Raw genomic sequence first — 26660 nt, 5'->3', positions numbered from 1 at the left:
GGGGTCCGGCCCTGAAGGTGCCGCCTACGGGGCCGGTGTGAACAGCCGGCGCACCACCCGGCCGTCGGCGAGCGCGTCCAGGCCCTCGTTGATCTCTGCCAGGGGCCGGGTGTCGGTGTGCAGCAGCTCCACGGGCAGGCGGCCCTCACGCCACATCCGGAGATAGGCCGGGATGTCACGTGCCGGGTTCGCATCGCCCATGTAGGAGCCCAGCAGCCGCTTGCCGGTGCCGGCAAACTGGAGCGCCTGGACGCTGAGGACCTGGTCCGGATGGGGCAGCCCCACGGAAACCAGGGCGCCGCCGCGGGTCAGCAGGGCCAGGCAGGATTCCATGACGCGTGCGCTGCCCACGGCCTCGATGGCGACGTCGACGCCGTCGTCCGCGTGTTGGGCGACGAGCCCTGCGGCGTCGGCCGGGGCACCGGCAAAGTGCGCCCCGCAGCGCAGGGCCAGCTCCTGCTTCGCGGGCAGGGGGTCGATGCCGATGACCGTGGTGCCGGGGATTTGGGCGGCCCCCATGACGGCAGCCAGCCCCACAGCGCCCAGGCCGAACACAATGACCGACTGGCCGGCGGAGACCTGGGCCGTGTGGATCACGGCCCCCATGCCTGTCAGGACGGCGCAGCCAAACATGGCGGCGATGTCAAAGGGGACATCGGGGTCGACCACCACCACGGATTCCCGGGCCACCACGGCGTGGCTGGAAAACGCGGAGACGCCCAGGTGGTGGTTGATCCGTTCCCCTTGTGCGCTGCGCAGCAACGCTTCACCGTGCAGCAGGTCGCCGCTGCCGTTGGCCGCCGCACCGCGGTGGCACAGTGCCGGACGGCCGGCGGCACAGGCCCGGCACTCCCCGCAACCGGGCACAAACACCGTCACGACCCGCTCGCCCACCTCCACCCCGGACAGGCCCGGCCCGACGGCGGCAACCGTCCCGCTGGCCTCATGCCCCAGTGCCATGGGCAGGGGCCGGGGCCGGGAGCCGTCAATGACGGACAGGTCCGAGTGGCACAGGCTCGCCCGCTCCACCTTTACCAGCAGTTCCCCTGCCCGCGGCACGGGCACGGGGATCCGTTCCAGGACCAGCGGCCGGCTGGCGGCATAGGGCCGGTCGGCCCCGAATGAGTGGAGCACGGCGCAGTCCATCAGTTGGTCGTTCATGGCATTCAATCTACCCCGCCCGTCCAGTGGCAGGCAGGGCCCGCAGGCCGTGTGGCGCGGCGGCGCGGAATAGCGCAGGTGGTCCGGCGTGTTGTCACCTGCGGAACCCCTGACCTTTTATGTTTTTGGAGCTGCACGTGAACCTGTTTTCCCCCGTCACCCTTGGCGACCTCCAGCTGGCCAACCGGCTGGTCATGGCCCCGCTCACCCGCTCCCGCTCCGGCCGCGACGGCGTACCGGGGGCCGACGTGGCCGAATACTACCGGCAGCGCGCCTCCATGGGGATGCTGGTCAGCGAGGGCACCTACCCGAGCTTTGCGGGCCAGGCCTTCGTACGCCAGCCCGGCCTGGTGACCGCCGACCACATTGCGGGCTGGAAGCGCGTCACCGACGCCGTCCACGCCGAGGGCGGCCTGATCATTGCCCAGGTGATGCACTCCGGGCGCGTCACGCACCCGGGCACCACGGGCGGGCGCACGGTGGTGGGCCCCAGCGCCATCGCCATCGACGGCGTCACCCGCACCTATGACGGCAAACAGCCGTTCCCGGTCCCGCACGCACTCACCACGGCGGAACTGCCGTCCATCATTGGGGAATTCGTCCAGGGTTCGCGCAACGCCATGGAGGCCGGGTTTGACGGCGTCGAGCTGCACGGCGCCAACGGATACCTTCTCCACGAGTTCCTGGCCCCGTCCTCAAACCACCGCAGCGATGCCTACGGCGGAACCCCCGGGAACCGGGCCCGCTTCGTCGTCGAGACCGTGACGGCCGTGGCCGCCGCCATTGGCGCGGCCCGGACGTGGCTGCGCGTCTCCCCCGGGCACAACGTCCAGGGTGCCCTGGAGACCGACCCGGCCGACACGCTCGCCACCTACCTGGCCCTGGCCGAGGGCCTGGCGCCGCTGGGCCTGGGCGGGTTGAGCATCCTCCACCACGACCCTGCCGGGGCCCTGGTCCAGGAAGTGCGCGCAGCCTTTGGCGGCCCGTTCCTCGTCAACACGGGCTTTGGCACCATCACCACGCTGGCGGACGCGCAGGCCGTCGCGTCCAACGGCTGGGGCGACGCCGTGGTGGTGGGCCGCCCCGCACTGGCAAACCCCGACCTGGTCCGGCGCTGGAGCGAAGGGCTGCCCCTCAACGAGGCCGACCACACCACGTTCTACAGCGAGGGCCCCGCCGGATACACCGACTACCCGTTCTGGGAGAACTAAAAGGGCCGATTTCCATGTTTCCCTGCAGGAAGTTCGAAGGCGGCACCCGCGGTGGTGCCGCCGTCGAACTTATGGAGGCACAACGGTTTCGGCTGTGCAAATCGGGCGCGAAACAATCGGAAATATTCCTTAGCCATTTGGGCCCGGATGGGGGCAGTCTGGGTACATGAGCACAACACGCACTTCCGTCCCTGTCCTGGATCTCTCCACGGCCCGCACCCCCGACGGTGCCTTCAGCCCGGAATTCATCGACGCCCTCCGGGATGCCGCACACAACGTGGGCTTTTTCCAGGTCACCAACTACGGTGCCACGCCCGGCCAGGCGCAGGACCTCCTGGACACCATCGCCGCCTTTTTCCGGCTGCCCCTGGAACAACGCCTGGCGTTGGACAACCGCAATTCCGCCCAGTTCCGCGGCTACACCCGCCTGGGCACCGAAATCACCCGCGGCCGCGCGGATTCCCGTGAGCAAATCGACTTCGGCCCGGACCGCGAGCCGCTGGCCGAGGTCCCCGCGGACAAGCTCTTCCTGCGGCTGCAGGGCCACAACCAATGGCCGGATGGCTACCCGGAACTTGAAAAGGCCGCCGAACGCTGGGCTGCGCTCATGTCCGGCGTTGGCATGGAACTGCTGGCGGGCATCAGTGCCGCCCTGGGCCTGCCGGAGGATTACTTTGCCGAACCGTTCGCTCAGTCACCGGCCTGGATGGGGAAGCTGGTCCACTACGTGGGCGGGCAGGTGCCGGAGGCCGGCACGCAGGGCGTGGGCTCACACGCCGACTACGGCTTTGTGACGCTGCTGCTCCAGGACGGGGTGGGCGGGCTGGAGGTCCAGCCGCACGGCCAGGAGGAATGGATTGCCGTGGAGCCCATCCCCGGGGCGCTGGTGGTGAACCTGGGCGAAATGCTCGAAGTTGCCACCAACGGCTACCTCATGGCCACCATCCACCGCGTCACCGCCCCCGCGCCGGGCGTGGACCGATACTCCGTGCCGTTCTTCTGGTCCCCCCGCCTGGACGCCGTCATCGGGACGGTGCCGCTGCCCGCCGGGCTCGCCGCCGAGGCCCGGGGCGTCAGTGACGACCCCGAGAACCCCATGCTGTCCTCCTACGGAGCCAATGTGCTCAAGGGCTGGGTCCGTGCCCACCCGCAGACGGCGGCCATCCACTACCCGGAACTCGGCGGGTAGCCCGCCGTGGGCGCCGTCGGAACGTCCGCGGGGGCGGCTGCAACCGCCGTCATGGACTGGCGGCTGCGCACCTTCGAGTTGTACGCCGGGGTCCGCAGCACAGCCGCGGCCGACGGCGCCGCCGCCGCCCACGCGCTGTGGGTGCGGGAACGGGATGCCTTGTTCGCCGGGCATCCGGCGTCGGCCCTGGACGCGGAGAAAAAGGCCCGCTTCAAGGGATTGCGCGTGGCCCCCTACGACCCCGCGTTCCGCGTGGAGTCGGTGCTCGACGCCGGGGGCGCCGGCGAGGAGATGCTGGTGCGGACCGGCACCGACGGCACGGTGCCCTTTACGCGACTGGGCACCTTCACTGTCCCCGGCCTCGGCACCCTGGCCGTGTGGCAGCTGCGCAGCTACGGCGGCGGCCTCTTTGTCCCGTTCCGGGATGGCGGCTCCGGGAAGCCCGGCGGCAGCTACGGTGCCGGCCGCTACCTGCTGGACACCATCAAGGGCGCGTTCCTGGGTTGCTCCGGCAACACCTTCACCCTGGACTTCAACTTCGCCTACAACCCGTCGTGCGCCTATGACGAGGCCTGGGCCTGCCCGCTGCCGGGGCCGGCGAACAGGCTTGCCGCCACCATCGCCGTCGGAGAACTGTACCTCCCGGAACTGGGGGGCTGAGCGTCCTCCCGGGAGCTGCACATCAAGGCCGGCGCTCACGCGCCCGTCGGGTGCGGGGGTGCCGTTCCCGCGCCGGCGTCGAGGAACGCCGTGATCCGGCCGAGCCCGGCACGGGAGATCCCGCGCCGCGGATCCGGCGACACGCCCAGGATGCCGCGGCCCATAAAGCCCATCCACGCCACCGCGGCCTCCTCGAAGTCGAGCTGGTCGTCAATCCACACGGCACGGGCCGGGCGGTGCCTTTCAATGTCGCCCTGGATGGCCTCCAGCTTCCACCAGTCGTGTACCCCGCCTTGCCCGCCGCTGCGGAGCACCGGCCAGTGCCGCCCGTCCAGCCCGATGGCCCGGCACAGGTATTTGGGCGCCAGGTCCTCCCAGCTGGTCAACCAGACAAAACGCACGCCGGGACGGCGCGAGAGAACGTTGAGTGCGTCGACCAGCTCCGGCGCATAGTGGACGCCCAACAGGCCAATGTCCGCGTAGTCATAGTCCGTCCCCCAGTCCGAGGCCCCTTCCGGCCCAAACGGACAGAGAACGCCGTCCACGTCCAAATAGACCGAAGTGCTGTCCACGGTTTGCCCATCGCCCTTCTGCCGGGGTGCTGCCGCCCTGCCTTCCAGCCTACGTCGCACCGGACTGGGCTGGCATGGTCCCGTAGGCCCAGTCGCGGGATTCACGCCCCAACCATTTCCAACCGGGCCGCCGTCGGCTAGTCTGCAACAACGGGCCGCCGGTGGGGCGGGCCGCACAATCATCGGCCCTTGGACAACGGGAGCAATCATGGCGGACCAAACATACAGCCTGTCCGAAATCGTCGGCACCTCCTCCGAAAGCGTCGACGCGGCCATCAAGAACGGCATCGCGGCGGCGTCACAGACCCTGCGGAACCTTGACTGGTTCGAGGTCAAGGAAATCCGGGGCCACATCAACGAGGGCACCATCGCCGACTGGCAGGTCACCATCAAGGTGGGCTTCCGGCTGGAACGCTGACCGCGGCGGCGGCCTTCCCACAAGGCGTCGCCCATTATCCGCCGCACAACAGGCCCCGTCAGTCGTCACTGGTGACCTCCCGGCGCCGCGCGCTGAGCAGCTCGACGCCGGGACGGGCGGCGACATGCCTTTCGACGGCATCCAGCACCGCCACCACGTGCGCCCGGTCGGCGGCGACCAGGCACGCCCCAAGGACCGTGCGCCGGTGCAGCTCCTGAAGGTCCACCTCCGCAACGGACACCTCGAAGCGCCTGCGGACCTCCGCACTCAGGGGGCGCAGCACCGAGCGCTTCCCCTTCAGCGAATGGACGTCGCCAAGCAACAGGTCGAATTCAATCCAGCCAATCCACATGCTTCCATCGTCCTCCTGCCCGCCACGGCCGTCCCGCACCCCGCCGATGGCCCTATGCTGGTGCCATGACGAAGACGTCGATCCTTTCCGCCACCGCACTGCAGGACATGCTGGCCGCCACCGGATACCTGGCCGACGACGGCCTGGCCACCATCGGCTACCTCGCCCTGGCCATGGAGCGGCCGCTGCTGCTCGAGGGCGAGCCCGGCACCGGCAAGACCTCCCTGGCCGAGGCGCTGGCCGAGGCGTTTATGCTGCCGCTGATCAGGCTCCAGTGCTACGAAGGCATTGACGCCTCCCAGGCGCTCTACGACTGGGACTTCACGGCGCAGATCCTGCACCTGCGCAGCGTCGAGGCCGGCGGCGGTTCCGGGCTGAGCACGGCCGAGCTGGAAAGCAGCCTCTATGACCGGCGCTTCCTGCTGGCCCGCCCCATCCTCAAGGCGCTCCAGGAAAGCCCGGCCGTGCTGCTCATCGATGAGATCGACCGGGCCGACGACGAATTTGAGGCGTTCCTGCTCGAGGTCCTCTCCACCTACCAGGTCTCGATCCCGGAGTTTGGCACGGTCAAGGCGGACACCGCACCCATCGTGGTGCTGACCTCCAACCGCACGCGCGACCTCCACGACGCGCTGAAGCGGCGCTGCCTCTACCACTGGATCGACCACCCGGGGCTGGCCCGTGAGGTGGAGATTGTGCGTTCGCGGCTCCCCCACGTGCCCGCCCTGCTGGCCGAACAGGTGGTGCGCACCGTGCAGCAGATCCGCGCCACGGACGGGATCCTCAAACCGCCGGGCGTCGCCGAAACCCTGGACTGGGCCCGGGCCCTCCAGCAGCTGGGCCGGGCCGAACTGGACCTGGCCAGCGCTGCCGCGACCATTGGGGCGCTGTGCAAGTACCGTGAGGACACCGAGCGGGTCACCGCCGCCCTGGCCCGGATGCTGGGGTGAGACGTGCCTGCCCAAACCGCCGCGCCGCCCGCCGGCACCCACAGCGCCGAGGAGATCCTGCTGGCCTTCGCCTCCGCCGTCCGCGCTGCCGGTGTCAAGGTGACGGCCGACCGGGCCCGCAGCTTCGTTGAGGCCGCCGCCCGGCTTGACGTGGGCCGCCGGCAGGACGTCTTCTGGGCCGGCCGGGCCACGCTATGCGCCGCGCCGGAGGAACTCGCCGCCTACCAGCGCACCTTTGAGGCCTGGTTTGCCCCGGAACATGCTGCGGCAACGGCCCGGGACACGGCGGCCACAACGGTCACCGAGGCTTCGCTGGAGGACGGTGCCGGATCCTCGGACGGCACCGGGGAGGAGGCACGTGCGCTGGCCAGCCGGCGCGAACTGCTCCGGCACCGGGACGTGGCCACGCTGGATGCGGACGGCACGGCCCTGCTGCGCCAACTGTTTGCCGGGCTGGCGGTGCGCCTGCCCACACGCCCGGGCCGGCGCCGGAAGCTGAACCCGCACGGCCAGGTGGACCGGGTCCGCACCCTGCGCGACCAGCTGCGGCGCGGCGGCGAGCCGGGGCCGCTGCGCCGGGCGCGCGCCCCCCGCCGGCTGCGCAGGGTTGTCTGGCTCGTGGACGTATCCGGATCGATGGCGCCCTATGCCGACAGCCTGCTGCGGCTGGCCCACCGCGTCGTGTCCGCAGCCCCGCACGAGGTCGAGGTGTTCACGCTCGGCACCCGGTTGACCCGCGTGACAGGCGCCCTGCGCCTGCCGGATCCCGACGACGCGCTGGCCGTTGCGGGCAGGACCGTGCCGGACTGGTCCGGCGGCACGCGGCTGGGTGAGGTGCTGCGGGCGTTCAACGACCGGTGGGGGCAGCGCGCCGTGGCGAGGGGCGCCGTCGTCGTCATCGCCAGCGACGGCTGGGAACGCGGGGACCCTGCGCTCCTGGGCCGCCAGGTGGAGCGCCTGCACCATGTGGCGCGCCGCGTCATCTGGTCCAACCCGCACCGCGGCAAGGACGGCTACCGGCCGGTGCAGCAGGGGATCATGGCCGTCCTGCCGCACGTTGACCACTTTGTTGACGGCCATTCACTAAAAAGCTTCGAGGAGTTGTTGGGCGTGGTTTCCAATGCGTGAAGTGTTGAAGGATCTAGGCGCCGCACTGGCGGCAGGCCAGACGGTGGGGCTGGGGACGGTGGTGCGCACCTTCCGCTCCGCCCCGCGCCCTGCCGGGGCGTCCATGATGGTGGACGCCGACGGCCGGGCAGTGGGCTCCGTCTCGGGCGGCTGCGTGGAGGGGGCCCTGTACGAACTGGCCACGAGCGTCGTGGCCGACGGCACCCCCGTGCTCCAGCGCTACGGCATCAGCGACAACGACGCCTTTGAGGTGGGGCTGACCTGCGGGGGCATCCTGGACGTCTTTGTCGAAGCCGTCTCCCAGGAGTCGTTCCCGGAGCTGCAGGGCGTGGCCGACGACGTCGACGCGGGCGTGCCGGTGGCCGTGGTCACCGTGATCGAACACCCCGACCCGGCCTGGCTGGGACGGCACCTGGTGGTGCACGCCGACGGCTTCTCCGGTTCCCTGGGCAGCGACCGCGCCAACCATGCCGTCAGCGATGACGCCCAGGGGCTGCTGGCCGCGGCGCGGAACACCACGCTGATGTACGGCCCCGACGGAGAGCGCCGCGGGGACGGCATGCGCGTGTTTGTCGTCAGCTTCGCCCCGCAGCCGCGCATGCTCGTGTTTGGCGCCATCGACTTTGCCGCGGCCGTGGCAAGGCAGGGCAGCTTCCTGGGCTACCGGGTCACGGTGTGCGACGCCCGCGCGGTGTTTGCCACAAAGGCGCGCTTCCCCTCGGCCGACGAGGTGGTGGTGGAGTGGCCGCACCGGTACCTGCAGGCCCAGCTTGACGCCGGCCAGATCGACCCGCGGACCGTGATCTGCGTCCTGACGCACGACCCCAAGTTTGACGTCCCGCTGCTGGAGGTGGCGCTGCGCCACGACGTCGCCTACATCGGTGCCATGGGTTCGCGGCGCACGCACGTGGACCGGCTGGCGAGGCTGCGCGGGGCGGGGCTGTCGGAGGCGGAGCTGGAACGCCTCTCCAGCCCCATCGGCCTGGACCTGGGCTCGCGCACGCCGGAGGAAACGGCGGTGTCCATTGCGGCGGAAATCATTTCACTGCGGTGGGGCGGCAAGGGCGGGCGGCTGAGCCACATGAACGTGCGGATCCACCACGAACCCCTCACCGACGGCGCCGGCGGGGACCCGGGCGTGAATTCGAACGTGCCCTAACTAAAACTTCGGCCGTGGGGTAACGTGGCTCACACCAGGGCTGGAGCGGGGCAGTCGCGTGCGCCTCTCCACAGTGACACTAAGGAGATCTCAATGGCGAGTTCCAAGACCATCACTGTCGAAGTTGACGGGGTGGAATACACCGACGACGTCGAGCCACGGCTCTTGCTGGTCCAGTACCTTCGCGAACGCCTCGGCAAGACCGGGACGTTGATTGGCTGCGACACCACCAACTGCGGCGCCTGCACCGTCCACCTGGACGGGGTGAGCGTGAAGTCCTGCACCATGTTGGCCGTACAGGCGGCCGGGCACAAGGTCACCACCATCGAGGGCATGTCCCGGGACGGCAAGCTGGCACCGCTGCAGGAAGCCTTCCACCAGTGCCACGCACTCCAATGCGGCTTCTGCACCCCCGGGATGATCATGCAGTCGGCCTCCCTCCTGACGGAAAACCCGCACCCGAGCGAGGCGGAGATCCGCGACGGGCTGGAAGGCAACCTGTGCCGCTGCACCGGCTACCAAAACATTGTGGCCGCCGTGAAGAGTGTGGCCGACGGCACCGTCTACGACGACTCCGGGGTTTCAGCCACGGCGGACGAGACCGAAACGGCAGGTGTGAAATGACCGCCACCGCAGAAATTGGCAAGGCCCGGCTCCGCAAGGAGGACCGCCACCTGGTCACTGGCCGTTCCCGCTTTACCGACAACATGGTGCTGCCGGGCATGCTGCACCTGGCCATGGTGCGCAGCCCCTACGCCCACGCAAAGATCACCGCCATCGACACCGCGGCCGCCAAGTCCTCCCCCGGGGTCATGGCAGTGCTCACCGGCGCGGACGTGGCCGGGGAGCAGGGCAGCCTGCCGAACGCCTGGCCCATCACGCCGGACCAGAAGGCCCCCGCCCACGGCGCCATCGCCGTCGAGGAGGTCGCCTTTGCCGGCGAGGTGGTCGCCGTGATCGTGGCGCGCAGCGCGGCAGCCGCACGGGACGCCGTCGAACTCGTCGACGTCAGCTACGAGGAGCTGCCGGTGGTCATGGACCTGGAGGAGGCCTTCACGGACAAGGTCCTGGCCCACACGGCACTGGAGTCCAACCTGTCCGCCACCTGGGTGTTCGACTCCGCGGAGGCCGGCACCGGCAGCTCCGTGCAGGACGCCATCGACAACGCCGAGGTGCTGATCGAACGCACCCTGTACCAGCAGCGCCTCATCCCCGCGTTCATGGAGCCGCGCTCTACGGTGGTGGACCCCACGGGCGAACAGATCACGATGTGGTCGGCCACGCAGATCCCGCACATCCTGCGCCTCATGCTCGCCCTGACCCTGGGCATCCCGGAAAGCAAGGTCCGCGTGATCGCCCCGGACGTGGGCGGCGGCTTTGGCGGGAAACTGCAGGTCACCCCCGAGGAGGTCATCACCGTCCTGGCGGCCCGGCACACCGGCAAGCCGTGCAAGTACACCGAGACCCGCAGCGAATCCCTGCAGGCCGGCCACCACGGCCGGGCGCAGGTGCAGCGGCTGAAGCTGTCCGCCCGGAAGGACGGCACCGTCACCGGCCTGAGCGTGAACCTGCTGGCGGACATGGGCGCCTACCTGGGCCTGGTCACCTCCGGCATACCCATCCTGGGCGCCTTCATGTACAACTCCATCTACAAGTTCCCGGCGTACCGCTTCGAATGCCACAACATCTTCACCAACAAGACCTGGACCGACGCCTACCGCGGCGCCGGCCGGCCCGAGGCCACCTTCGCCATCGAACGGATGATGGACGAGCTGGCCACCGAGCTGGGCATGGACCCGCTGGCCGTGCGGGAGAAGAACTGGATCCGGCACGAGGAGTTCCCCTTCACCACCGTGGCCGGGCTGGAGTACGACACCGGCAACTACGAGGCCGCCACGGCCAAGGCCGTGGACCTTTTCGACTACCAGGGCCTGCGGGCCGAACAAAAGCGGCGCCGGGACGCCAACGATCCCGTCCAGCTCGGCATCGGCGTTTCCACGTTCACCGAAATGTGCGGCCTGGCCCCCTCGCGGGTGCTTGGTTCGCTCAGCTACGGCGCCGGCGGCTGGGAACATGCCCAGGTGCGGGTGCTGCCTACCGGGAACATCGAGGTCGTCACCGGTTCCTCCGCCCACGGGCAGGGGCATGAGACCGCCTGGAGCCAGCTGGTCGCGGACCGGCTGGGCGTCCCGTTTGAAAACGTCGAGGTATTGCACGGGGACACCCAAATATCCCAGCGCGGCCTGGACACCTACGGCTCGCGCTCACTGACGGTGGGCGGCATGGCCGTGCTGGCTGCCGCCGACAAGGTCATTGAAAAGGCCAAGGTGGTGGCCGCCCATCTGATGGAGGCCAGCGAAGCGGACATTGAATTCGCGGCCGGCAGCTTCACGGTCAAGGGCACCGACCAGTCCACCACGCTGGGCGAGATTGCCCTGGCCACCTTTGCCGCGCACAACCTGCCCGACGGCTTCGAGCCCAACCTGGACTCGGACGCCACCTTCGACCCGGTGAACTTCTCCTACCCGCACGGCACCCACCTGGCCGCCATCGAGGTCGACACCGAGACGGGGCACGTGGGCATCCTCAAATACGTGTGCGTGGACGACGTCGGCGTGGTGGTCAACCCCCTGCTCGTCGAGGGCCAGGTGCATGGCGGCCTGGCGCAGGGCATCGCGCAGGCCCTCTATGAGGAGGCTGCGTACGACGACGCCGGCACGCTGGTCACGGGCTCTTTCGTGGACTACCTGGTCCCCAGCGCCCCCGACCTGCCCCACTACATCACCGGCCGCACCGAGACCCCGGCCACGTCCAACCAGCTCGGTGCCAAGGGCGTCGGCGAGGCCGGCACCATCGCCTCCACCCCGGCCATCGTCAACGGCGTCCTGGACGCCGTGCGACACTTGGGCGTGAGGGATATCAAGATGCCGTGCACGCCCTCGCGTGTGTGGCATGCCCTGCAGGACGCAAAGACCACCGGAGGTGTGCAATGATCCCGAGCGCATTCGACTATGCGGCGCCATCCACCGTCGAGGAGGCCCTGGGCCTGCTCGCGGCCGCCGACGCAGCCGGGGACGACGTCAAGCTGCTCGCCGGCGGGCAAAGCCTGCTCCCGGTCATGAAACTGCGCCTGGCCGACCCCTCCATGGTGGTGGACCTGGGCCGGGTCGCCGGGCTCTCCGGCGTCACCGACGACGGCGACTCCCTCCTGATCGGGGCCATGACACCCCACCATGTGGTCGCCACCGATCCCCTCATTGCCCGGCACGTGCCGCTGCTCGCCCAGGCGGCGGCCACCGTGGCCGACCCCCAGGTGCGCCACCGCGGCACCTTTGGCGGCGCCCTGGTCCACGCGGACCCTGCCGGGGACCTGCCGGCACCCGTGCTCGCCACGGGAGCCACGTTCATGATTGCCGGGCCCGGCGGCCAGCGGACCGTGGACGCGGCGGACTTCTTCGAAGGCTACTTCACCACCGCCGTGGCGGAGGGGGAAATCCTCACCGCCATCCGGGTACCCAAGTACACCGGCTGGGGCTCGCACTATGAAAAGTTCACCCGCGTGGCGCAGCAGTGGTCCATTGTGGCCGTTGCGGCACAGGTCCGGGTGGAGGGCGGCACCATCGCCGAGGCCAGGATCGGACTGACGAACATGGCCAGCACCCCGCTGCGCGCCACCGCCGTGGAGGCCGCGCTCGCCGGCGGGGCTGCCACGGCTGACGCCATTGCCGCAGCCGCCGCCCATGCCGCAGAAGGCACCGATCCGGCGAGCGACCTCAACGGGGACGCCGCCTACCGGGCCCACCTGGCCCAGGTGCTCACGAAGCGCGCGGTGCTGGCCGCCGTCGGACTTTAGGCCCCGGGCACCGGGATACGGACGGAAAGGAAGCAATGGAACTCAAGCACCACTTCAGCGTCCCCAGCCCGCTGGCGGACACGTGGCACTCCTTCAACCAGTTGGAGGAGATAGCGCCCTGCTTTCCCGGCGCCACCTTGACCGCCGTGGAGGGCGACACCTTCACCGGTACTGTCAAGGTCAAGCTGGGGCCGATCGCCATGCTGTACGCCGGCACGGGCGAGTTCACCACCCGTGACGAGGCCACGCATACCGTGGTCATTGAGGCGCAGGGCAAGGACAAGCGCGGCAACGGCACGGCGGGAGCCACCGTCACCGCCGTGTTGGCTGCCGACGGCGACGGCACCACCGTGGATGTCACGACCGACATGAACATCACGGGCAAACCGGCACAGTTTGGCCGCGGCGTCATCCAGGACATCTCGGACAAGCTGCTCGGGCAGTTCGTGCAGTGTGTCATTGGCAAGGTCGGCCAACCGGCGGCGGAAGAGGCTACGCCGGCGGCACCTCCTGCCGCCGGGGCCACCGCGGCCGGTGGCACCGCGGCCGAACCTCCCGCGGCTGGGGCACAGGACGCCGGGTCCGCGCCCGTCGGGCAGGGTGCCGCCCCGCCGGCTCGAAGCGAAGGCCGTCCGCAGGCTGCACCGGTCCAGGCGGCCGCGGAACTAAACCTGGGTTCGGCCATGTGGCCGGTCCTGGCGAAACGCTTTGCGCCGGCCGTCCTGGCCGTGCTCGGCGCCATCGCACTGGGGTTGTGCATGCGCCGGAGAAAGCGTGGCCGCAGGAAGTAGCCGGAGCATGGATGTGGGGCACCGCCGGAGCCGGCGGTGCCCCACTGTTTGACGCCCGTTGTTCGTTCGCGAGACCGTAGTCTTGCGTCCGGTTCAGTTGACGTCGTACTCCCGGTAGGTGTGGCCGTCGAGGGCATGCATCACGATGTGGGACGGACGGTCCCCGCACTCCAGGTGGGCGGCGGCCACGGCATCCTTTTGGCTGTGGAAGTGCTCGTGCTGGGTGGTGCGGAACTTGTGGAGCTCCCACTTCATCCCGTCGGCACCGTCGCAGGGGCGCACATGGTAAACCGCGCGGCGGACGGCCTTCTTCTCAATGGTTGCTGTGGACATGGGTTCCTCCCTGGGTTGTTTTGCGAACTTGCACCGGGCCCGCCGCTCCCAAATCCCTGCAGCAATCGCCCTCACTCCAGTTCACTCCTGTGTGCCGGCATTGACAAGGGTTGATTCGGTGCCGTTGTGGGGTCGGACGGGCCTTTATGTGCCGCGGCGGTTCGCTTATGCTCCGGACCCGGGCCGGGTTTGGCGCAAGCGGACCTGTGGCGACAAACCCGGCATGGGTTTGGCGCATAAACACCACGGACAGGGGCACGCGGCGGACCGGGGCCAGGCTAGGACAGGCGCTTTCGGACCATGTCGGAGACGGCCTTGCCGTCAAAACGGCCGGCGATCCTGGCCGTGATCGGCTTCATGGCCAGCCCCATCTGGCGCATGGCCAGCGGCCCCTCGGACGCTTCAAGCCCCGCAATGACGTCGTCGACGATGGCTTCAGCCTCGGCGGCCGTCAGGGGTTGCGGCAGGTAGGCCTCAATGACTTCGGCCTCGGCAATTTCCGCCGCCGCGCGTCCTGGCTCGCCGGCCTCCGCGTAGATGGCCGAGGTCTCCCGGCGCTTCGCGGCCTCCTTTTGCAGCAGGGACGTCACCTGCAGGTCGTCAAGTTCCACCGGCACCTTGCCCGACTTTTCGCGGGTCTCAATCTCGCCCAGGACGTTGCGCAGCGTGGCCAGGGCAACCTTGTTGCCGTCCTTCATGTGGGTGACGACGTCGGACTTCAACTGCTGTTTCAGCGTGGACATGGCTTCCTTCGGTGGATGTGGGGCGGCACGGCCACCGTCCTGGTGCCATTATCCCCCGGCGGGCAGGCGCCGGGGCGGGTGTAGGCTACTGCCTGTGACTTTGCCTGTTTTACGCTCTTGGCCCGTGGGCCGTTGGGAGGTTGTCGGCGTGCTGTTCGCCGGCACCAGAATCGTGCCGTTTTCCCTTCGGTGATCTCCCCTGCGCAGTGATGCGCCTGGACCGCTGCGGCGTCCGCCAGTGTGGGCCCCGCCGACGCCGGTCCAAACCATCCGATTTTCATCCGCCGGCCCCCTCGTGGTCGTCTTTGGCGACCCCTGCGACCCCTGCGCCCGCTGCAGGACGGGCCGGGACCAGACAGACAAGGCAACGCAGTGCAACCCATGACAGAAAACGATCTTCGGGACTCCTTGATCAACGCCTCCCGCCGCGAGCGGACGGCACTTGCCCTGCCCGCGGACTTTGACACCCTTGACTGGGAGAACCTTGACTTCCTCGGCTGGCGCGACGCCAAACTGCCGGCCGTCGGCTACGTCGTCGGGGCGTGCGAAGGCGGACCGGTGGGCATCATGCTCCGCGAGGTGGACAGCAAGGCACGCTCGCGGCCCCAGTGTTCCTGGTGCGAGGACGTGCTGCTGCCCAACGACGTGGTGTACTTCAACGCCAGGCGCGCCGGCAAGGCAGGGCGCAACGGAAACACCGTGGGCACACTCGCCTGTTCACACTTTGAATGCTCCGCCAACGCACGCCGCCTGCCACCCCTGCCGTACCCCGGGTTTGACCTGGAATCCGGGCGGCAGCGGCGCATTGTAGGGCTGCGCGGCAACTTTGCCAGCTTTGTGCGCAAGGTGCGCGACGACGGCTAGCGCCCGTGCGGCGGCGTCCCGGCCCACACCCCCGGGACGCCGCCTCCCCCTTTCCCGGCAGGGCCCGGCGAGGTAACGTTAAATCGATGCCTAGACCTCGGCAAGCCGCTTTAGGCAGAGCTATCCGAGGACCTGATCATGATGATCACCAACAACGAAACAGCCTCCCCGCGCGGACGCCGCAGGGGATGCAGGCAACCTCCTGCCTTGAAGGGCACGTACCCGCCGGGGGGAGGTGTGAAGGCATGAACCAGTATCGCCATGCGTGGCTTCTATTGACGGGCTTCCTCGCCGTCACGGGGGCACTCGTGGGACTCATCATCTACCCCTTGGCTTCGGTGGCCGCCCTGGCCTGCACAGGTGCCGCGGTGGGGGCCCTGGCCACGTTGGCGGCCCACGCGCCGGCCGATGTCCCGCGGCGCAGGGCGTACAGGCTGCACCGCGCGGGCGTCAACGCCCTGGAGACCGGCGTTGTGGTCCTGGCTGTCGGCGGCTTCGCCGGCGCCCTCCGGGGGTGGGTCTGGGCACTCGTCCCCATGGCCGTTGCCACCTCCCCCTGGGCCGTCCGGAAGGTGCTCAGGCACACGCCGTCGCGCATGCCCCCCGCCCCGTCGGATGACGCCTGCCGGGAACCCCGCCGGTCCGAAGCGGCCGCCCTGCCGGCCATCCCCGTCGATGCGGAAGGCTTCGCACCCTGCGTCCGGGCGCTCGACGACGGCGGCCTCTGCCAGGCGTGGCGCGGCAGTTACCGGTGGCTCGAGGGCGCCCACACGCTGGCCCTGCAGGCCTATGTCGTGGCCCTGCGCCAGGCCTACCTGGACGAACTCGAGCGCAGGGACCCCGACGGGCTGGAGGCCTGGCTGCAGTCCCGCCCGCGCCCCCGCGGCGGGCCGGACAAGTTCATCCACCACGGCCCGGACGGCCAGCCGCACTCCCCATAATGCCCCTCAGGCGGACCCACGCGGCGCGGAGCCCGGCGCCCGGCGGGGAATGCGGCTAGGATCAGGCCAGGGAAACTTCCCCCCATCCCTGCCGCAAAGGACGCCATGACCCAGCGCAACAACGGGGCGGCCGGCCTCGCCGCCGTCGTGATCAACCCTGTCAAGTCCCCGGGTGACGGGTTCCGCGATGAATTCCAGTCGCTGTGCCGTGAGGAAGGCTGGGGCGAACCGCTCTGGCTTGAGACCACGGAGGACGACCCCGGCGCCGGGCAGGCGCGCGAGGCACTTGAGGCCGGGGCCGACGTCGTGATTGCCGCCGGCGGTGACGGCACTGTCCGGTGTGTGGCTGAGGTGTTGGCGGGGACCGGCGTGGCCATGGGCCTGCTGCCGCTGGGCACCGGCAACCTGCTGGCGCGCAACCTGGGCATCGACGTGGCGGACCCGCTGGGTGCCGCCCGTGGCATCCTGGCCGGACGCGACATCACCATTGACGTGGTGCGGGCCCACCTTGACCACTCCGACCAGGGGCAGCTGTTCCTGGTCATGGCCGGGCTGGGCTATGACGCGGCCATCATGGCCAACACGGTGGACGGACTGAAGGACCGCATCGGCTGGCTGGCCTATGTGGAGGCAGGCATGCGCCAGCTGCCCGGCCGGCCGGTGCGTGCACGGATCAGCATTGACGGCGGGCGGGAGGTCCGGCGCCGGATCCGCAGCGTGATGGTGGGCAACTGCGGCCAGCTCATGGGCGGCGTGGAGATGTTCCCCGATGCGAGGATCGACGACGGCGTCCTGGACCTCGTGGCACTCTCGCCGCGCGGGCGGCTGGGCTGGCTGGGCGTGCTGGCGGGCGTGTTCGGCCCCGCCGCCGCCAGGAACCGCTCGGTGGACTACCTGGCCGGGAAGTCCGCCGCGATCACCTTGGCGGAGGCCCAGGAGTTCCAGCTCGACGGCGACCACCTCGGCTCCGCCCGCCACCTGAGGGTGGCCGTGGAGCCGGGCGCGCTCACCATCAGGACCGCGGCCCGGCAGGCAGGGGCCGGGGCGCCGGGCTAGGCTGGCGCCGGCTCACCGGCCGCCTTCGATCTTGCGGCTGCGCTGTTCCCGGGCCCCGGGCCCGTAGGGGTACACGCCGGCGTCCGGCCGGCTGGCGTCCGTGAGCCGCCGGGTTTCGGCATCCGTGAGTTCCAGCCGGGCGGCGGCAAGGTTGTCCGTGAGTTGTTCGATGGTGCGGGCGCCGAGGATCACGGAGGTGACGGCAGGGCGCGCGGCCAGCCATGCCAGCGCCACCTGGGCCGCACTGGCGCCCCGGGCCGCGGCGATGCCTTCCACGGCACCGATCACCTCCCAGGTGCGTGGATTGTCATTGCGTCCCTGCCAGGCCTCCATGCCGCGCGTGGGGTTTTCACCCAGGCGTGTGGCGCCGGCGGGCGGGACGTCACGCCGGTATTTCCCCGACAGCCAGCCCCCGCCCAGCGGCGACCACGGCAGCAGTCCCATCCCCGCATCCAGGGCGGCCGGGACCACCTCAAACTCGATGTCCCGGACCAGCAGGTTGTACTGGGGCTGCAGCGAGACGGGGGTGTTCCAGCCGTGGGCCCGGGCCATGTGCACTGCCTTGGTCAACTGCCACCCCAGGAAGTTGGAGAAGCCGTAGTAGGCGATCTTGCCGCTGCAGACGGAATCGTGCAGGAAGCGCAACGTCTCCTCCAGCGGGGTGATGGGGTCCCAGGCATGCAGCTGGTACAGGTCGATCTGCTCCACGCCGAGGCGGCGCAGGGAGTCATCCAGGGCCCGGGACAAATGCCGGCGCGAGGTGCCGACGTCGTTCGGGGCGGCCCCCATGGGGAAGCGCCCCTTGGTGGCCAGGACCACCGTTTCGCGTGCGTCGGGCCTGCGGGCCAGCCACCTGCCGATGATTTCCTCGGAGGCGCCGGCGCTGTAGACGTCTGCCGTGTCGATGAAGTTGCCGCCGGCAGCCACGTAGCAGTCCAGGATGGTGTGTGAGGCGTCCTCGGCGGCCTCCGCCCCGAAGGTCATGGTGCCCAGCGCGTAGCTGGAGACCACGGCGCCGCTGTTGCCCAATGTGCGGTATTCCATGTTGCTCCCTGATGGTTGGTGAAGGTGCCCAGCCCGCCAACGCCGCCCTTTAGGCGCCGCTGGCGTCCTGACGGGCCGGATTCTTGACGAAGACGGCCGTGAAGACCAGTGCGACGACGGCCGTGGCCACGAGCAGCGAGAGGCCGATCGCGTATTTGTAGTGCGTGGCCTCGGGGTTGTAGGACCAGCCCATGACCAGGGGCGGAAAATATCCGCCCAGTCCCCCGGCGGCACTGACGATGCCGCTGATGGTGCCCATCTTCCCTTCAGGGGACAGCGCGCCCACCCAGGCAAACACGCCGCCGGCCCCCAGCCCCAACGCCGCTGCCATGGCCAGGAACACCGGGCCGGCCTGCACGTCGGCGACCGGCTGCAGGGCGACCAGCCAGCCCAGGACGGCGACGCCGGCCGTTGCCGCCAGGACCACGGGCTTGGCGCCGATCCTGTCCGCCAGGACCCCGCCGACGGGACGGGCGACGACGGCGGCCAGCGCAAAGCCGGCGGTGCGGGCGCCGGCGTCGGTCGGGGAAAAGGCATAGACATCGCGCAGGTAGGTGGGCAGGTACGTGGCAAAGGAGACGAACCCGCCGAACAGCACGGCGTATAGGAAGCAGAGCTTCCACGTGACGGCCAGCCTGGCGGCGTCCAGCAGCTTGGGCACCACGGCCGCCGTGTTCGGCTCCCAGCCGGGGGCGTCCCGCATGAAGAACCACACCAGTACGGCCGTGGCCGCAAGAAAGCAGGCGATCACCAGGTGGGTCGGCACATAGCCCAGCCAGGCCACCAGGCGCGGGTTCAGGAACGCGGCCAGCGCCGTCCCGCCCATGCCGGCACCAAACACCCCTGTGGCGAAGCCGCGGCGATCCGGCGGGTACCACGCGCTGACGAAGGGGATCCCGACAGCGAACACGGTGCCGGCGACGCCCAGGAGGAAGCCCGCCACGAGTACGAAGACATAGGAATCCAGGGCGCCGCCCCATGCCACCAGCAGAATGGGCGCAATGGTGGCGGCGAGCACGAAGGTGAAGAGGGCGCGCCCGCCATACCGGTCCGTGAGGATGCCGACCACGATGCGTCCCAACGAGCCGACAAAGATGGGCATGGCCACCAGGACGCCCATGGACCCCGCAGACAGGTCCATGGCCCTGGCGTAGTGGGTGCTGAGCGTGGCCACCGCGTTCCAGGCCCAAAAGCCCACCACGGAGGCGGCGGTTGCCAGCGCAAGGTTGAGTGCCCGGCCTTTCACATGCAGTTGCGCTGTCCGGACTTCCGGCCTTGTCTGCGGCATGCTGGCTCCTTCACGGCGGTGGCGGTTCTATCGCTTTTTGGTGTCCCGGTCATGCGTGCCCACGTTGGACCAGCCGCTGCGGGCCGGGACGCTGGCACCCCTGTCACGCGAACGGTAGACGATGTAGGGGCGGAACAGGTAGTGGAGGGGGGCGGTAAAGGCATGGACCAGCCGCGTGAACGGCCAGATGGTGAACAGGACCATGCCGACGAGGGTGTGGATGTGGAACGCCAGGGGCGCGGCGGCCATGGCGGCGACGTCGGGCTGGAGGATGAACAGGGAACGGAACCAAGGCGAGACGGTGTCGCGGTAGGTCATCCCGTGGGTGTTGGTGAACACGCTGGCCACCGTGGTCCACAGGCCGAAGACGATCGCGGCCACCAGGACGATGTACATGAGCTTGTCGTTGTTCGTGGTGGCCATGAACACCGGACCGGTCTTGCGGCGTCGGTAGAGCAGGATGATGATCCCGCCCAGTGTGCCGACCCCGGCAATGGTGCCCACCAGCAGGGCGTTGAAGTGGTAGAGCGCCTCGCTCATACCCGCCGCCGCCGTCCAGGTCTGCGGAATGAACAGGCCAAAGACGTGCCCGGCAATGACCGCCAGCAGGCCAAAGTGGAAAACGGGTGAGCCGATGCGCAGCAGCCGGGATTCGTACAGCTGGGAGGACCGGGTGGTCCAGCCAAACTGGTCGTAGCGGTAACGCCAGATGAGTCCCCCCACCAGCACCACGAACATGACGTAGGGCAGGACCCCCCACAGGACGACGTTCATTCTCAGGCCCCTTTCAGCGGCAGCAGCCGCGGGTCATAGGGGTCCAGCCCCACGGATTCGACCGGCGGGCCGTAGCCCGCCATGCGCATGACGGCCTGTTCGTCCGCCGGCGAGGCCCCGGGCAGGGCGTCACAGACGGCCTGGACGATGGATTCGTGCGGCAGGGCGTCGCGCCGGAGCCCAAACTTGATCAGCTCCAGGCTGGGCCGGTAGCGCTGAAGCAGGTCCCGGCCCGCCTGCAGGTCCACGGTGGCCGCGAACTCCAGCACCATGGGCAGGAAGTCCGGCAGTTCCCCGCCCGTGTCCACGAGCATGCCGCTGTCCCGGTACGCCTGCTTGAACGCCCCAAGCACCTCCCCGCGGCGGCGGGTGTCCCCGTCGGTCCAGTACGACAGGTGCAGGGCATGGCGCTTGCCGAGGTCAAATTCCTGGACATAGCGGGCCTGGAGCACCGTCAGCTCCGTGGCCTCCAACTCGGACAGCACGGCGGCGAACGGAGCGGCGGCGTGCGGAAACTCGGCCAGTGCGGCACGCATCAGCGGCACCCTGCCCCGCAGCTCTTCGTCCGGATAGGACAGGCACCAGGCCGCCGCCAAAAACGTCACCTGCACCTTGCGGCTCATGAGCCCCCACCGCTCCCGGATGCCCCGGCCACCGCGTCGTCCGCGTCGGCGGCGGGCGGCTCGGTGGGATGGCGCTGCGGGAACAATCCCGCCGGGGCGCCGTTGCCGTCCCAGTTCAGCAGGTTCACGCGCCCGCGGAGCGTGTCCCCACCGGCCACGGAATCGGAGGTCTGCCGGTCCTGGAGGGCGTGGAAGGTTTCCACGGCCACCGGGGTGGGGCGTCCGCTGGCCTCGCCAAACGGCGAATGGCCCATGGCACCCATGCCGGGGCCGCCGTCGAAGTCCAGGGAACAGCCCATCTCCTCCAGGTCGTGGGCCTGCTCGGCGTGCGCCTTGGGGATAACATAGCGTTCGCTGTACTTGGCGATGGCCATCAGCCGGTACATCTCATACATGGTGGCCCCGTCCATGCCCACCGAGGCCGGGATTGACTCGTCCGCCTCGCCGCCGAGGGAAATGCCCCGCATGTACGAGCGCATGGCCGCCAGCTTGCGCAGCACGCCCGTGACCCGGTCCGTGTCGCCGGCAGTGAACAGCTCGGCCAGGTATTCCACCGGAATGCGCAGGGCGTCGATGGCACCGAAAAGGACGTCCCGGTCCTCGGCGTCGTGACCCTGGTCGCGCAGCAGGTCCACCACGGGGGAGAGCGGGGGGATGTACCACACCATCGGCATGGTGCGGTATTCCGGATGCAGCGGCAGGGCCACGTTGTACACCTTGGCCAGCGCGTAGACGGGCGACTTTTGGGCCGCGTCAATCCAGTCCTCCGCGATGCCCTGCTGCCGGGCGGCGGCCATGACTGCCGGGTCGTTGGGGTCCAGCAGGATGTCCATCTGCGCCTGGTACAGGTCCCGCGGGTCGGTGACGGACGCGGCGGCGGTGACGGCGTCGGCGTCGTACAGGAAAAGGCCCAGGTACCGCAGCCGTCCCACACAGGTTTCCGAGCACACGGTGGGCAGGCCCACCTCGATGCGCGGGTAGCAGAACGTGCACTTCTCGGCCTTGCCGGTCTTGTGGTTGAAGTAGATCTTCTTGTACGGGCAGCCGGTCATGCACTGGCGCCAGCCCCGGCACCGGTCCTGGTCCACCAGCACAATGCCGTCCTCCACGCGCTTGTAAATGGCGCCGGACGGGCAGGAGGCCATGCAGGACGGGTTCAGGCAGTGCTCGCAAATGCGTGGCAGGTAGAACATAAACGTCTGCTCGAACTCAAGCTTGATCGCATCCTCGGACTCGCGGCGCACCTTTTCAACGATCGGGTCCAGGTGGCCCATTTGCGTGGTGCCGCCGAGGTCGTCGTCCCAGTTGGCGCTCCAGGTAATCTTGGTGTCCTGGCCGGTGATCAGGCTCTTGGGCCGGGCCACCGGGAAATCGTCGCCCAGCGGCGCGTCCACCAGCGTCCGGTAGTCATACGTCCAGGGCTCGTAGTAGTCCTTCAGTTCCGGCTGGACCGGGTTGGCAAAGAGGCCGAACAGCTTCTTCACGCGCCCGCCGGCCTTGAGCTGGAGCCGGCCGCGCCGGTTCAGCTCCCAGCCGCCCTTCCATTTTTCCTGGTCCTCATAGCGGCGCGGATAACCCTGGCCGGGACGGGTCTCCACATTGTTGAACCAGACGTATTCCACCCCCGCCCGGTTGGTCCACGCCTGCTTGCACGTGACCGAGCACGTGTGGCAGCCGATGCACTTGTCCAAATTCATGACCATGCCCATTTGGGCCATGACTCTCATCAGTACTGCACCTCCTGGGAACGACGGCGGATGGTGGTGACGTTGTCCCTCTGGTTGCCCGTGGGGCCGAGGTAGTTGAACGCATACGTCAGCTGGCCATAGGCGCCGATCAGGTGCGAGGGCTTGACCAGCAGGCGGGTGATCGAGTTGTGGATGCCTCCGCGGCGGCCGGTGGCCTCCGACTTTGGCACGTCGATGGTGCGCTCCTGCGCGTGGTAAACGTAGACAACCCCTTCCGGCATGCGGTGGCTGACGATGGCGCGGGCCACAAACACGCCGTTCGTGTTCACGCATTCCACCCAGTTGTTGTCCACGACCTTGATGGAAGCGGCGTCCTGCGGGCTCATCCACACCGTCGGGCCGCCGCGGGAGAGCGACAGCATGAGCAGGTTGTCCTGGTATTCGGAGTGGATGGACCACTTCGAGTGCGGCGTCAGGTAGCGGACCACCACTTCCTTTTCCCCGTGGGGGCCGAACTTCGGCTCCCCAAACAGCCGCTGCATGTCCAGCGGCGGCCGGTAGATCGGCAGCGCCTCGCCGATGTCGATCATCCAGTCGTGGTCCAGGAAAAAGTGCATGCGCCCCGTCAGCGTGTGGAAGGGCTTGAGCCGTTCGATGTTCTGCGTGAACGGCGAGTACCTCCGGCCGCCGGTTTCCGAGCCGGACCATTCCGGGGAGGTGATGACGGGCACCGGCCCGGCCTGGGTCATGGCGAAGGTGATGTGCTTCTCCTCGCTCCCCTCGGCCAGGTCCACCAGCTTCATTCCGGTGCGTTTTTCCAGTTCCTTGAACCCGGCGACGGCGAGCTGGCCGTTGCAGGTGCCGGAGAAGGTCAGGATGGCCTGCGCCAGCTTCGCATCCGTGTCGATGGCCGGCCGCCCGTGCGCAAAGCCGCCCATCATGACGCCGTTGGCCTTGGCCAGGTGGCCCAGGGCGGCGTCGAGCTTGTAGTTGACGTCCTTGACGGTGAAGCCGAGCGTGTCCGCCAGGGGCCCGACGGCGGCCAGCTTGTGGGCGATGGCCGTGTAGTCCCGTTCGACGACGGTGAAGTTGGGCATGTTGTACCCGGGGACGCCGTCGACCCCTTCGTCACGCCAGTCCTGGACCGTGCCTCCCGGCTGGGCAATTTGGCCCACCGTGTCGTGGATCATCGGCACCGTGACGAGGTCCCGGCGGGTGCCCAGGTGCGTGGCGGCCTGGCGGGACAGCTCCTCCGCCAGGAGCGTGAACATCTCAAAGTCGGTCTTGGTTTCCCAGGGCGGGTCGATGGCCGGGCTGAAGGCGTGCACGAAGGGGTGCATGTCGGTGGAGGACAGGTCGTGCTTTTCATACCAGGTGGCGGCCGGGAACACGACGTCGGAGAGCAGGGTGGTGCTGGTCATGCGGAAGTCGGCGGACATCAGGAAATCCAGCTTCCCCTCGGGGGCCTTTTCCTGCCATCTCACGTTCCGGGGCTTCAGCGAGGGATCGCTGTCCTTGCCCATCACGTTGTTGTGGGTGCCGAGCAGGTTGCGCAGGAAGTACTCGTTGCCCTTGGCGGAGGAGCCGAACAGGTTCGAGCGCCACAGGATCAGCGTGCGCGGCCAGTTTTGGGGGGCGTCGATGTCCTCGATGGCGGGGGTCAGGGTCCGCTCCTTCAAGGACCGGGCCACCCATGCGGCCTCGTCCGGGGCCTCCCCCGCAGCGACGGCGGCAGCTGCGTCGTCGGCAATGTCCATCGGGTTTTTGTCGAAGAAGGGGTAGAACGGCATCCAGCCGAGCCGGGCCGACTGGGCGATGGCGTCGGCGGTGTGCAGTCCGTCCAGGTGGCCGGTGGACAACGGGGACTTCAGGGCGTCGGCGGAGTAGCCGTCCTGGCGCCACTGGTCGGTGTGCATGTACCAGTAGGCGGTGCCGATCATGGTCCGCGGCGGGCGGGACCAGTCCAGCGCGTTGGCCAGGGACACCCAGCCGGTGAGCGGGCGGGTCTTCTCCTGCCCCACGTAGTGGGCCCAGCCTCCGCCGTTGCGGCCCATGCAGCCCGTGAGCATGACCATGGCCAGCACGGCCCGGTAGGTGGCGTCGCCGTGGAACCACTGGCAGATGCCCGAGCCCATGATGATCATGGACCGGCCCTTGGACGCCTCGGCGTTGCGGGCAAACTCGCGGGCCACGCGGATGCACGCCTCGGCGGGGACGGACGTGATCTCCTCCTGCCAGGCAGGCGTGTAGGGGGTGGCCGCGTCGTTGTAGTCCGTGGCCCAGTCCCCCGGCAGGCCGTCGCGGCCCACGCCGTACTGGGCCAGCATCAGGTCAAAGACCGTGGTGACCAGGTGGCCTTCCACCGTGAGGGTGGGCACGCCGCGCCGCAGCACCGATCCGGCGCCCTGGGGGTCTTCAAAGCAGGGCATCAGGACTTCCGCGGACGCGGTGGAAACCTCGCGCAGGCTCAGCGCCGGGTCGATGCCTTCAAGGTCCAGGTTCCACTTGCCCTCCCCCGAGGTGGAATAGCGGTCGCCCAAGGTGCCGTTGGGCACCACGGGCCGGCCGGCGGCCTTGTCGAACATCATGGTCCGGAAGCCGGCGTCCTCCGTACCTGCCAGGGCCGGAACGTCAGCTGCCGTGAGGAACTTCCCCGCCGTGTAGCTGCCGTCGCTGCGCTTCTCCAGGCGGAGCAGGAAGGGCAGGTCCGTGAACCTGCGCACGTAGTCCTGGAAGAACGGCACCTGCCGGTCCACGAAGAATTCCTTAAGCGTCACGTGCCCCATGCCCATGGCCAGGGCTGCGTCGCTGCCGGCCTGGGCGGGCAGCCATTCGTCCGCGAACTTGGTGTTGTCCGCGTAGTCGGGGCTGATCGCAATGATCTTGGTGCCGCGGTAGCGCACCTCGGTCATCCAGTGGGCGTCGGGGGTGCGGGTGACGGGGACGTTGGAGCCCCACATCATCAGGTAGGTGGCGTCCCACCAGTCACCGGACTCCGGCACATCGGTCTGGTCGCCAAACACCTGCGGGCTGGCCACGGGCAGGTCGGCATACCAGTCGTAGAAGGAGGTCATGACCCCGCCGATGAGCTGGACGAAGCGGGTGCCGATGGTGTGGCTGACCATGGACATGGCCGGGATGGGCGAGAAACCGGAGACCCGGTCCGGGCCGTAGTTCTTGATCGTGTTCACATGGGCGGCGGCTGCGATTTCGAGGGCTTCGGCCCAGGTGGTGCGCACCAGCCCGCCCTTGCCGCGGGCGTTTTGGTAGCGCCGGCGCTTCTCCGGGTCCCCGGCCACGTCGGCGAACGCCAGGACGGGGTCGTGCAGGCGGGCCTTGGCCTCGCGGTACATGTCCACGAGCACGCCGCGGGCGTAGGGGAAGCGCACCCGCGTGGGTGAATACGTGTACCAGGAGAAGGCCGCGCCGCGGGGGCAGCCGCGCGGTTCGTATTCCGGGCTGTCCGCCCCGACGGACGGGTAGTCCGTCTGCTGCGACTCCCAGGTGATGATCCCGTCCTTGACGTAGATCTTCCACGAACACGACCCGGTGCAGTTGACGCCGTGGGTGGACCGCACCACTTTGTCGTGGCTCCACCGGTCGCGGTAGAAGATGTCGCCCTTGCGGCCGCCCTCACGGAACACCGCACGGGAATCGTCCGTCTCATCCCACTTGGTGAAGAACCGTCCCAGCTTCAACATCGCGTCCGAGGCCGGCCCGTCAAGACCGGCAACAAATGGTTCAGCAGTCATGGTCCCACAGTAGGACGGAGCAAAACACATTGCTAGGGTGCGGGAATTAGTCAACAATTCGCTGCGCCAATTCTTGCCTGATTAATACTGCTTTCATCATCCAACGGGTT

25 protein-coding genes are annotated in these 26660 nt (G+C 69.0%); 14 read left to right on the top strand and 11 right to left on the bottom strand.

Features of this window, described 5'->3' with window-relative positions; all coding sequences use genetic code 11:
• Nucleotides 1-24 precede the first annotated feature (24 nt).
• Nucleotides 25-1146 carry an alcohol dehydrogenase catalytic domain-containing protein gene (locus G6035_RS14430; protein WP_176617801.1) on the bottom strand — a complete coding sequence of 374 codons (1122 nt, stop codon included), beginning with the start codon at nt 1144-1146 and terminating at the stop codon, nt 25-27.
• A gap of 152 nt (nt 1147-1298) precedes the next feature.
• Here G6035_RS14430 and G6035_RS14425 point away from each other — a divergent pair, with 152 nt between their 5' ends.
• The 3 genes from G6035_RS14425 to G6035_RS14415 all read left to right on the top strand — a co-directional run bounded on the left by G6035_RS14425 (nt 1299) and on the right by G6035_RS14415 (nt 4221).
• Entirely contained in the window at nt 1299-2372 is a 1074-nt protein-coding gene (locus tag G6035_RS14425; protein WP_176617793.1) for an alkene reductase, read from the top strand.
• A gap of 166 nt (nt 2373-2538) precedes the next feature.
• Nucleotides 2539-3561 carry an isopenicillin N synthase family oxygenase gene (locus G6035_RS14420; protein WP_176617792.1) on the top strand — a complete coding sequence of 341 codons (1023 nt, stop codon included), beginning with the start codon at nt 2539-2541 and terminating at the stop codon, nt 3559-3561.
• A gap of 51 nt (nt 3562-3612) precedes the next feature.
• A complete protein-coding gene (locus G6035_RS14415) occupies nt 3613-4221 on the top strand; it encodes a DUF1684 domain-containing protein (protein WP_176617800.1) in 609 nt (202 codons plus the stop codon).
• Between the two features lie 35 nt (nt 4222-4256).
• On the opposite strand, the gene G6035_RS14410 is transcribed toward G6035_RS14415, so the two are convergent.
• Entirely contained in the window at nt 4257-4793 is a 537-nt protein-coding gene (locus G6035_RS14410; RefSeq protein ID WP_371131023.1) for an HAD domain-containing protein, read from the bottom strand.
• 208 nt (nt 4794-5001) lie between these two features.
• Between G6035_RS14410 and G6035_RS14405 the strand changes: the two genes are divergently transcribed.
• Nucleotides 5002-5211, top strand: a complete 210-nt coding sequence (locus G6035_RS14405) for a dodecin (RefSeq protein ID WP_176617791.1) — start codon at nt 5002-5004, stop codon at nt 5209-5211.
• 58 nt (nt 5212-5269) lie between these two features.
• Here G6035_RS14405 and G6035_RS14400 read toward each other — a convergent pair whose 3' ends face one another.
• Nucleotides 5270-5563, bottom strand: a complete 294-nt coding sequence (locus tag G6035_RS14400) for a DUF503 domain-containing protein (protein WP_176617790.1) — start codon at nt 5561-5563, stop codon at nt 5270-5272.
• Between the two features lie 65 nt (nt 5564-5628).
• Between G6035_RS14400 and G6035_RS14395 the strand changes: the two genes are divergently transcribed.
• The 7 genes from G6035_RS14395 (at nt 5629) to G6035_RS14365 (ending at nt 13444) form a co-directional block, all read left to right on the top strand.
• Entirely contained in the window at nt 5629-6513 is an 885-nt protein-coding gene (locus tag G6035_RS14395) for a MoxR family ATPase (protein ID WP_176617789.1), read from the top strand.
• Nucleotides 6514-6516: 3 nt separating this feature from the next.
• A complete protein-coding gene (locus tag G6035_RS14390; protein WP_371131022.1) occupies nt 6517-7641 on the top strand; it encodes a VWA domain-containing protein in 1125 nt (374 codons plus the stop codon).
• Nucleotides 7634-8800: an XdhC/CoxI family protein gene (locus G6035_RS14385; RefSeq protein ID WP_176617788.1), complete on the top strand. Its 1167-nt coding sequence runs from the start codon at nt 7634-7636 to the stop codon at nt 8798-8800. The genes G6035_RS14390 and G6035_RS14385 overlap by 8 nt, the downstream gene beginning before the upstream one ends.
• Nucleotides 8801-8893: 93 nt before the next feature.
• A complete protein-coding gene (locus tag G6035_RS14380; protein ID WP_176617787.1) occupies nt 8894-9424 on the top strand; it encodes a (2Fe-2S)-binding protein in 531 nt (176 codons plus the stop codon).
• Nucleotides 9421-11793: a xanthine dehydrogenase family protein molybdopterin-binding subunit gene (locus G6035_RS14375; protein WP_176617786.1), complete on the top strand. Its 2373-nt coding sequence runs from the start codon at nt 9421-9423 to the stop codon at nt 11791-11793. Before G6035_RS14380 ends, G6035_RS14375 begins: the two co-directional genes overlap by 4 nt.
• Nucleotides 11790-12653 (top strand): xanthine dehydrogenase family protein subunit M, encoded by an 864-nt coding sequence (locus tag G6035_RS14370; protein WP_176617785.1) that lies wholly within the window; start codon nt 11790-11792, stop codon nt 12651-12653. Before G6035_RS14375 ends, G6035_RS14370 begins: the two co-directional genes overlap by 4 nt.
• Nucleotides 12654-12688: 35 nt before the next feature.
• The gene (locus tag G6035_RS14365; protein WP_176617784.1) at nt 12689-13444 is read left to right on the top strand and encodes an SRPBCC family protein; all 756 of its coding nucleotides are present in this window, start codon (nt 12689-12691) and stop codon (nt 13442-13444) included.
• Between the two features lie 93 nt (nt 13445-13537).
• Here the strand turns inward: G6035_RS14365 and G6035_RS14360 are convergent, their stop codons facing one another.
• Together G6035_RS14360 and G6035_RS14355 are read right to left on the bottom strand one after the other, a co-directional pair.
• On the bottom strand, nt 13538-13777 hold the full coding sequence (locus tag G6035_RS14360; protein WP_176617783.1) for a DUF2188 domain-containing protein: 240 nt from the start codon (nt 13775-13777) through the stop codon (nt 13538-13540).
• Nucleotides 13778-14055: 278 nt separating this feature from the next.
• Nucleotides 14056-14520, bottom strand: coding sequence for a GatB/YqeY domain-containing protein (locus G6035_RS14355; protein WP_176617782.1), 465 nt, complete (start codon nt 14518-14520; stop codon nt 14056-14058).
• A 381-nt stretch (nt 14521-14901) separates the two neighbouring features.
• Here G6035_RS14355 and G6035_RS14350 point away from each other — a divergent pair, with 381 nt between their 5' ends.
• From G6035_RS14350 to G6035_RS14340, 3 genes are all read left to right on the top strand, one after another.
• Nucleotides 14902-15384: an FBP domain-containing protein gene (locus G6035_RS14350; protein WP_218063240.1), complete on the top strand. Its 483-nt coding sequence runs from the start codon at nt 14902-14904 to the stop codon at nt 15382-15384.
• 245 nt (nt 15385-15629) lie between these two features.
• Nucleotides 15630-16325 (top strand): hypothetical protein, encoded by a 696-nt coding sequence (locus G6035_RS14345; RefSeq protein WP_176617780.1) that lies wholly within the window; start codon nt 15630-15632, stop codon nt 16323-16325.
• 105 nt (nt 16326-16430) lie between these two features.
• On the top strand, nt 16431-17381 hold the full coding sequence (locus G6035_RS14340) for a diacylglycerol kinase family protein (protein ID WP_176617779.1): 951 nt from the start codon (nt 16431-16433) through the stop codon (nt 17379-17381).
• Between the two features lie 12 nt (nt 17382-17393).
• Here the strand turns inward: G6035_RS14340 and G6035_RS14335 are convergent, their stop codons facing one another.
• The 6 genes from G6035_RS14335 to G6035_RS14310 are packed head-to-tail and all read right to left on the bottom strand — an operon-like array spanning nt 17394 to nt 26550.
• Nucleotides 17394-18425, bottom strand: coding sequence for an aldo/keto reductase (locus tag G6035_RS14335; protein ID WP_176617778.1), 1032 nt, complete (start codon nt 18423-18425; stop codon nt 17394-17396).
• Nucleotides 18426-18474: 49 nt separating this feature from the next.
• Complete coding sequence (locus G6035_RS14330) at nt 18475-19713, bottom strand: MFS transporter (RefSeq protein ID WP_218063239.1); 1239 nt, start codon at nt 19711-19713, stop codon at nt 18475-18477.
• 27 nt (nt 19714-19740) lie between these two features.
• Nucleotides 19741-20487 carry a respiratory nitrate reductase subunit gamma gene (narI, locus tag G6035_RS14325; RefSeq protein WP_176617777.1) on the bottom strand — a complete coding sequence of 249 codons (747 nt, stop codon included), beginning with the start codon at nt 20485-20487 and terminating at the stop codon, nt 19741-19743.
• 2 nt (nt 20488-20489) lie between these two features.
• Nucleotides 20490-21110, bottom strand: a complete 621-nt coding sequence (narJ, locus tag G6035_RS14320) for a nitrate reductase molybdenum cofactor assembly chaperone (protein WP_176617776.1) — start codon at nt 21108-21110, stop codon at nt 20490-20492.
• The gene (gene narH / locus G6035_RS14315) at nt 21107-22837 is read right to left on the bottom strand and encodes a nitrate reductase subunit beta (protein ID WP_176617775.1); all 1731 of its coding nucleotides are present in this window, start codon (nt 22835-22837) and stop codon (nt 21107-21109) included. The genes narJ and narH overlap by 4 nt, the downstream gene beginning before the upstream one ends.
• Nucleotides 22837-26550 (bottom strand): nitrate reductase subunit alpha, encoded by a 3714-nt coding sequence (locus G6035_RS14310; RefSeq protein ID WP_218063238.1) that lies wholly within the window; start codon nt 26548-26550, stop codon nt 22837-22839. The genes narH and G6035_RS14310 overlap by 1 nt, the downstream gene beginning before the upstream one ends.
• Between the last annotated feature and the right edge of the window lie 110 nt (nt 26551-26660).

It is taken from the genome of Arthrobacter sp. SDTb3-6, assembly GCF_013376095.1.
Classification (GTDB): Bacteria; Actinomycetota; Actinomycetes; order Actinomycetales; family Micrococcaceae; genus Specibacter.
This window is presented reverse-complemented; position numbering and strand designations above follow the sequence as displayed.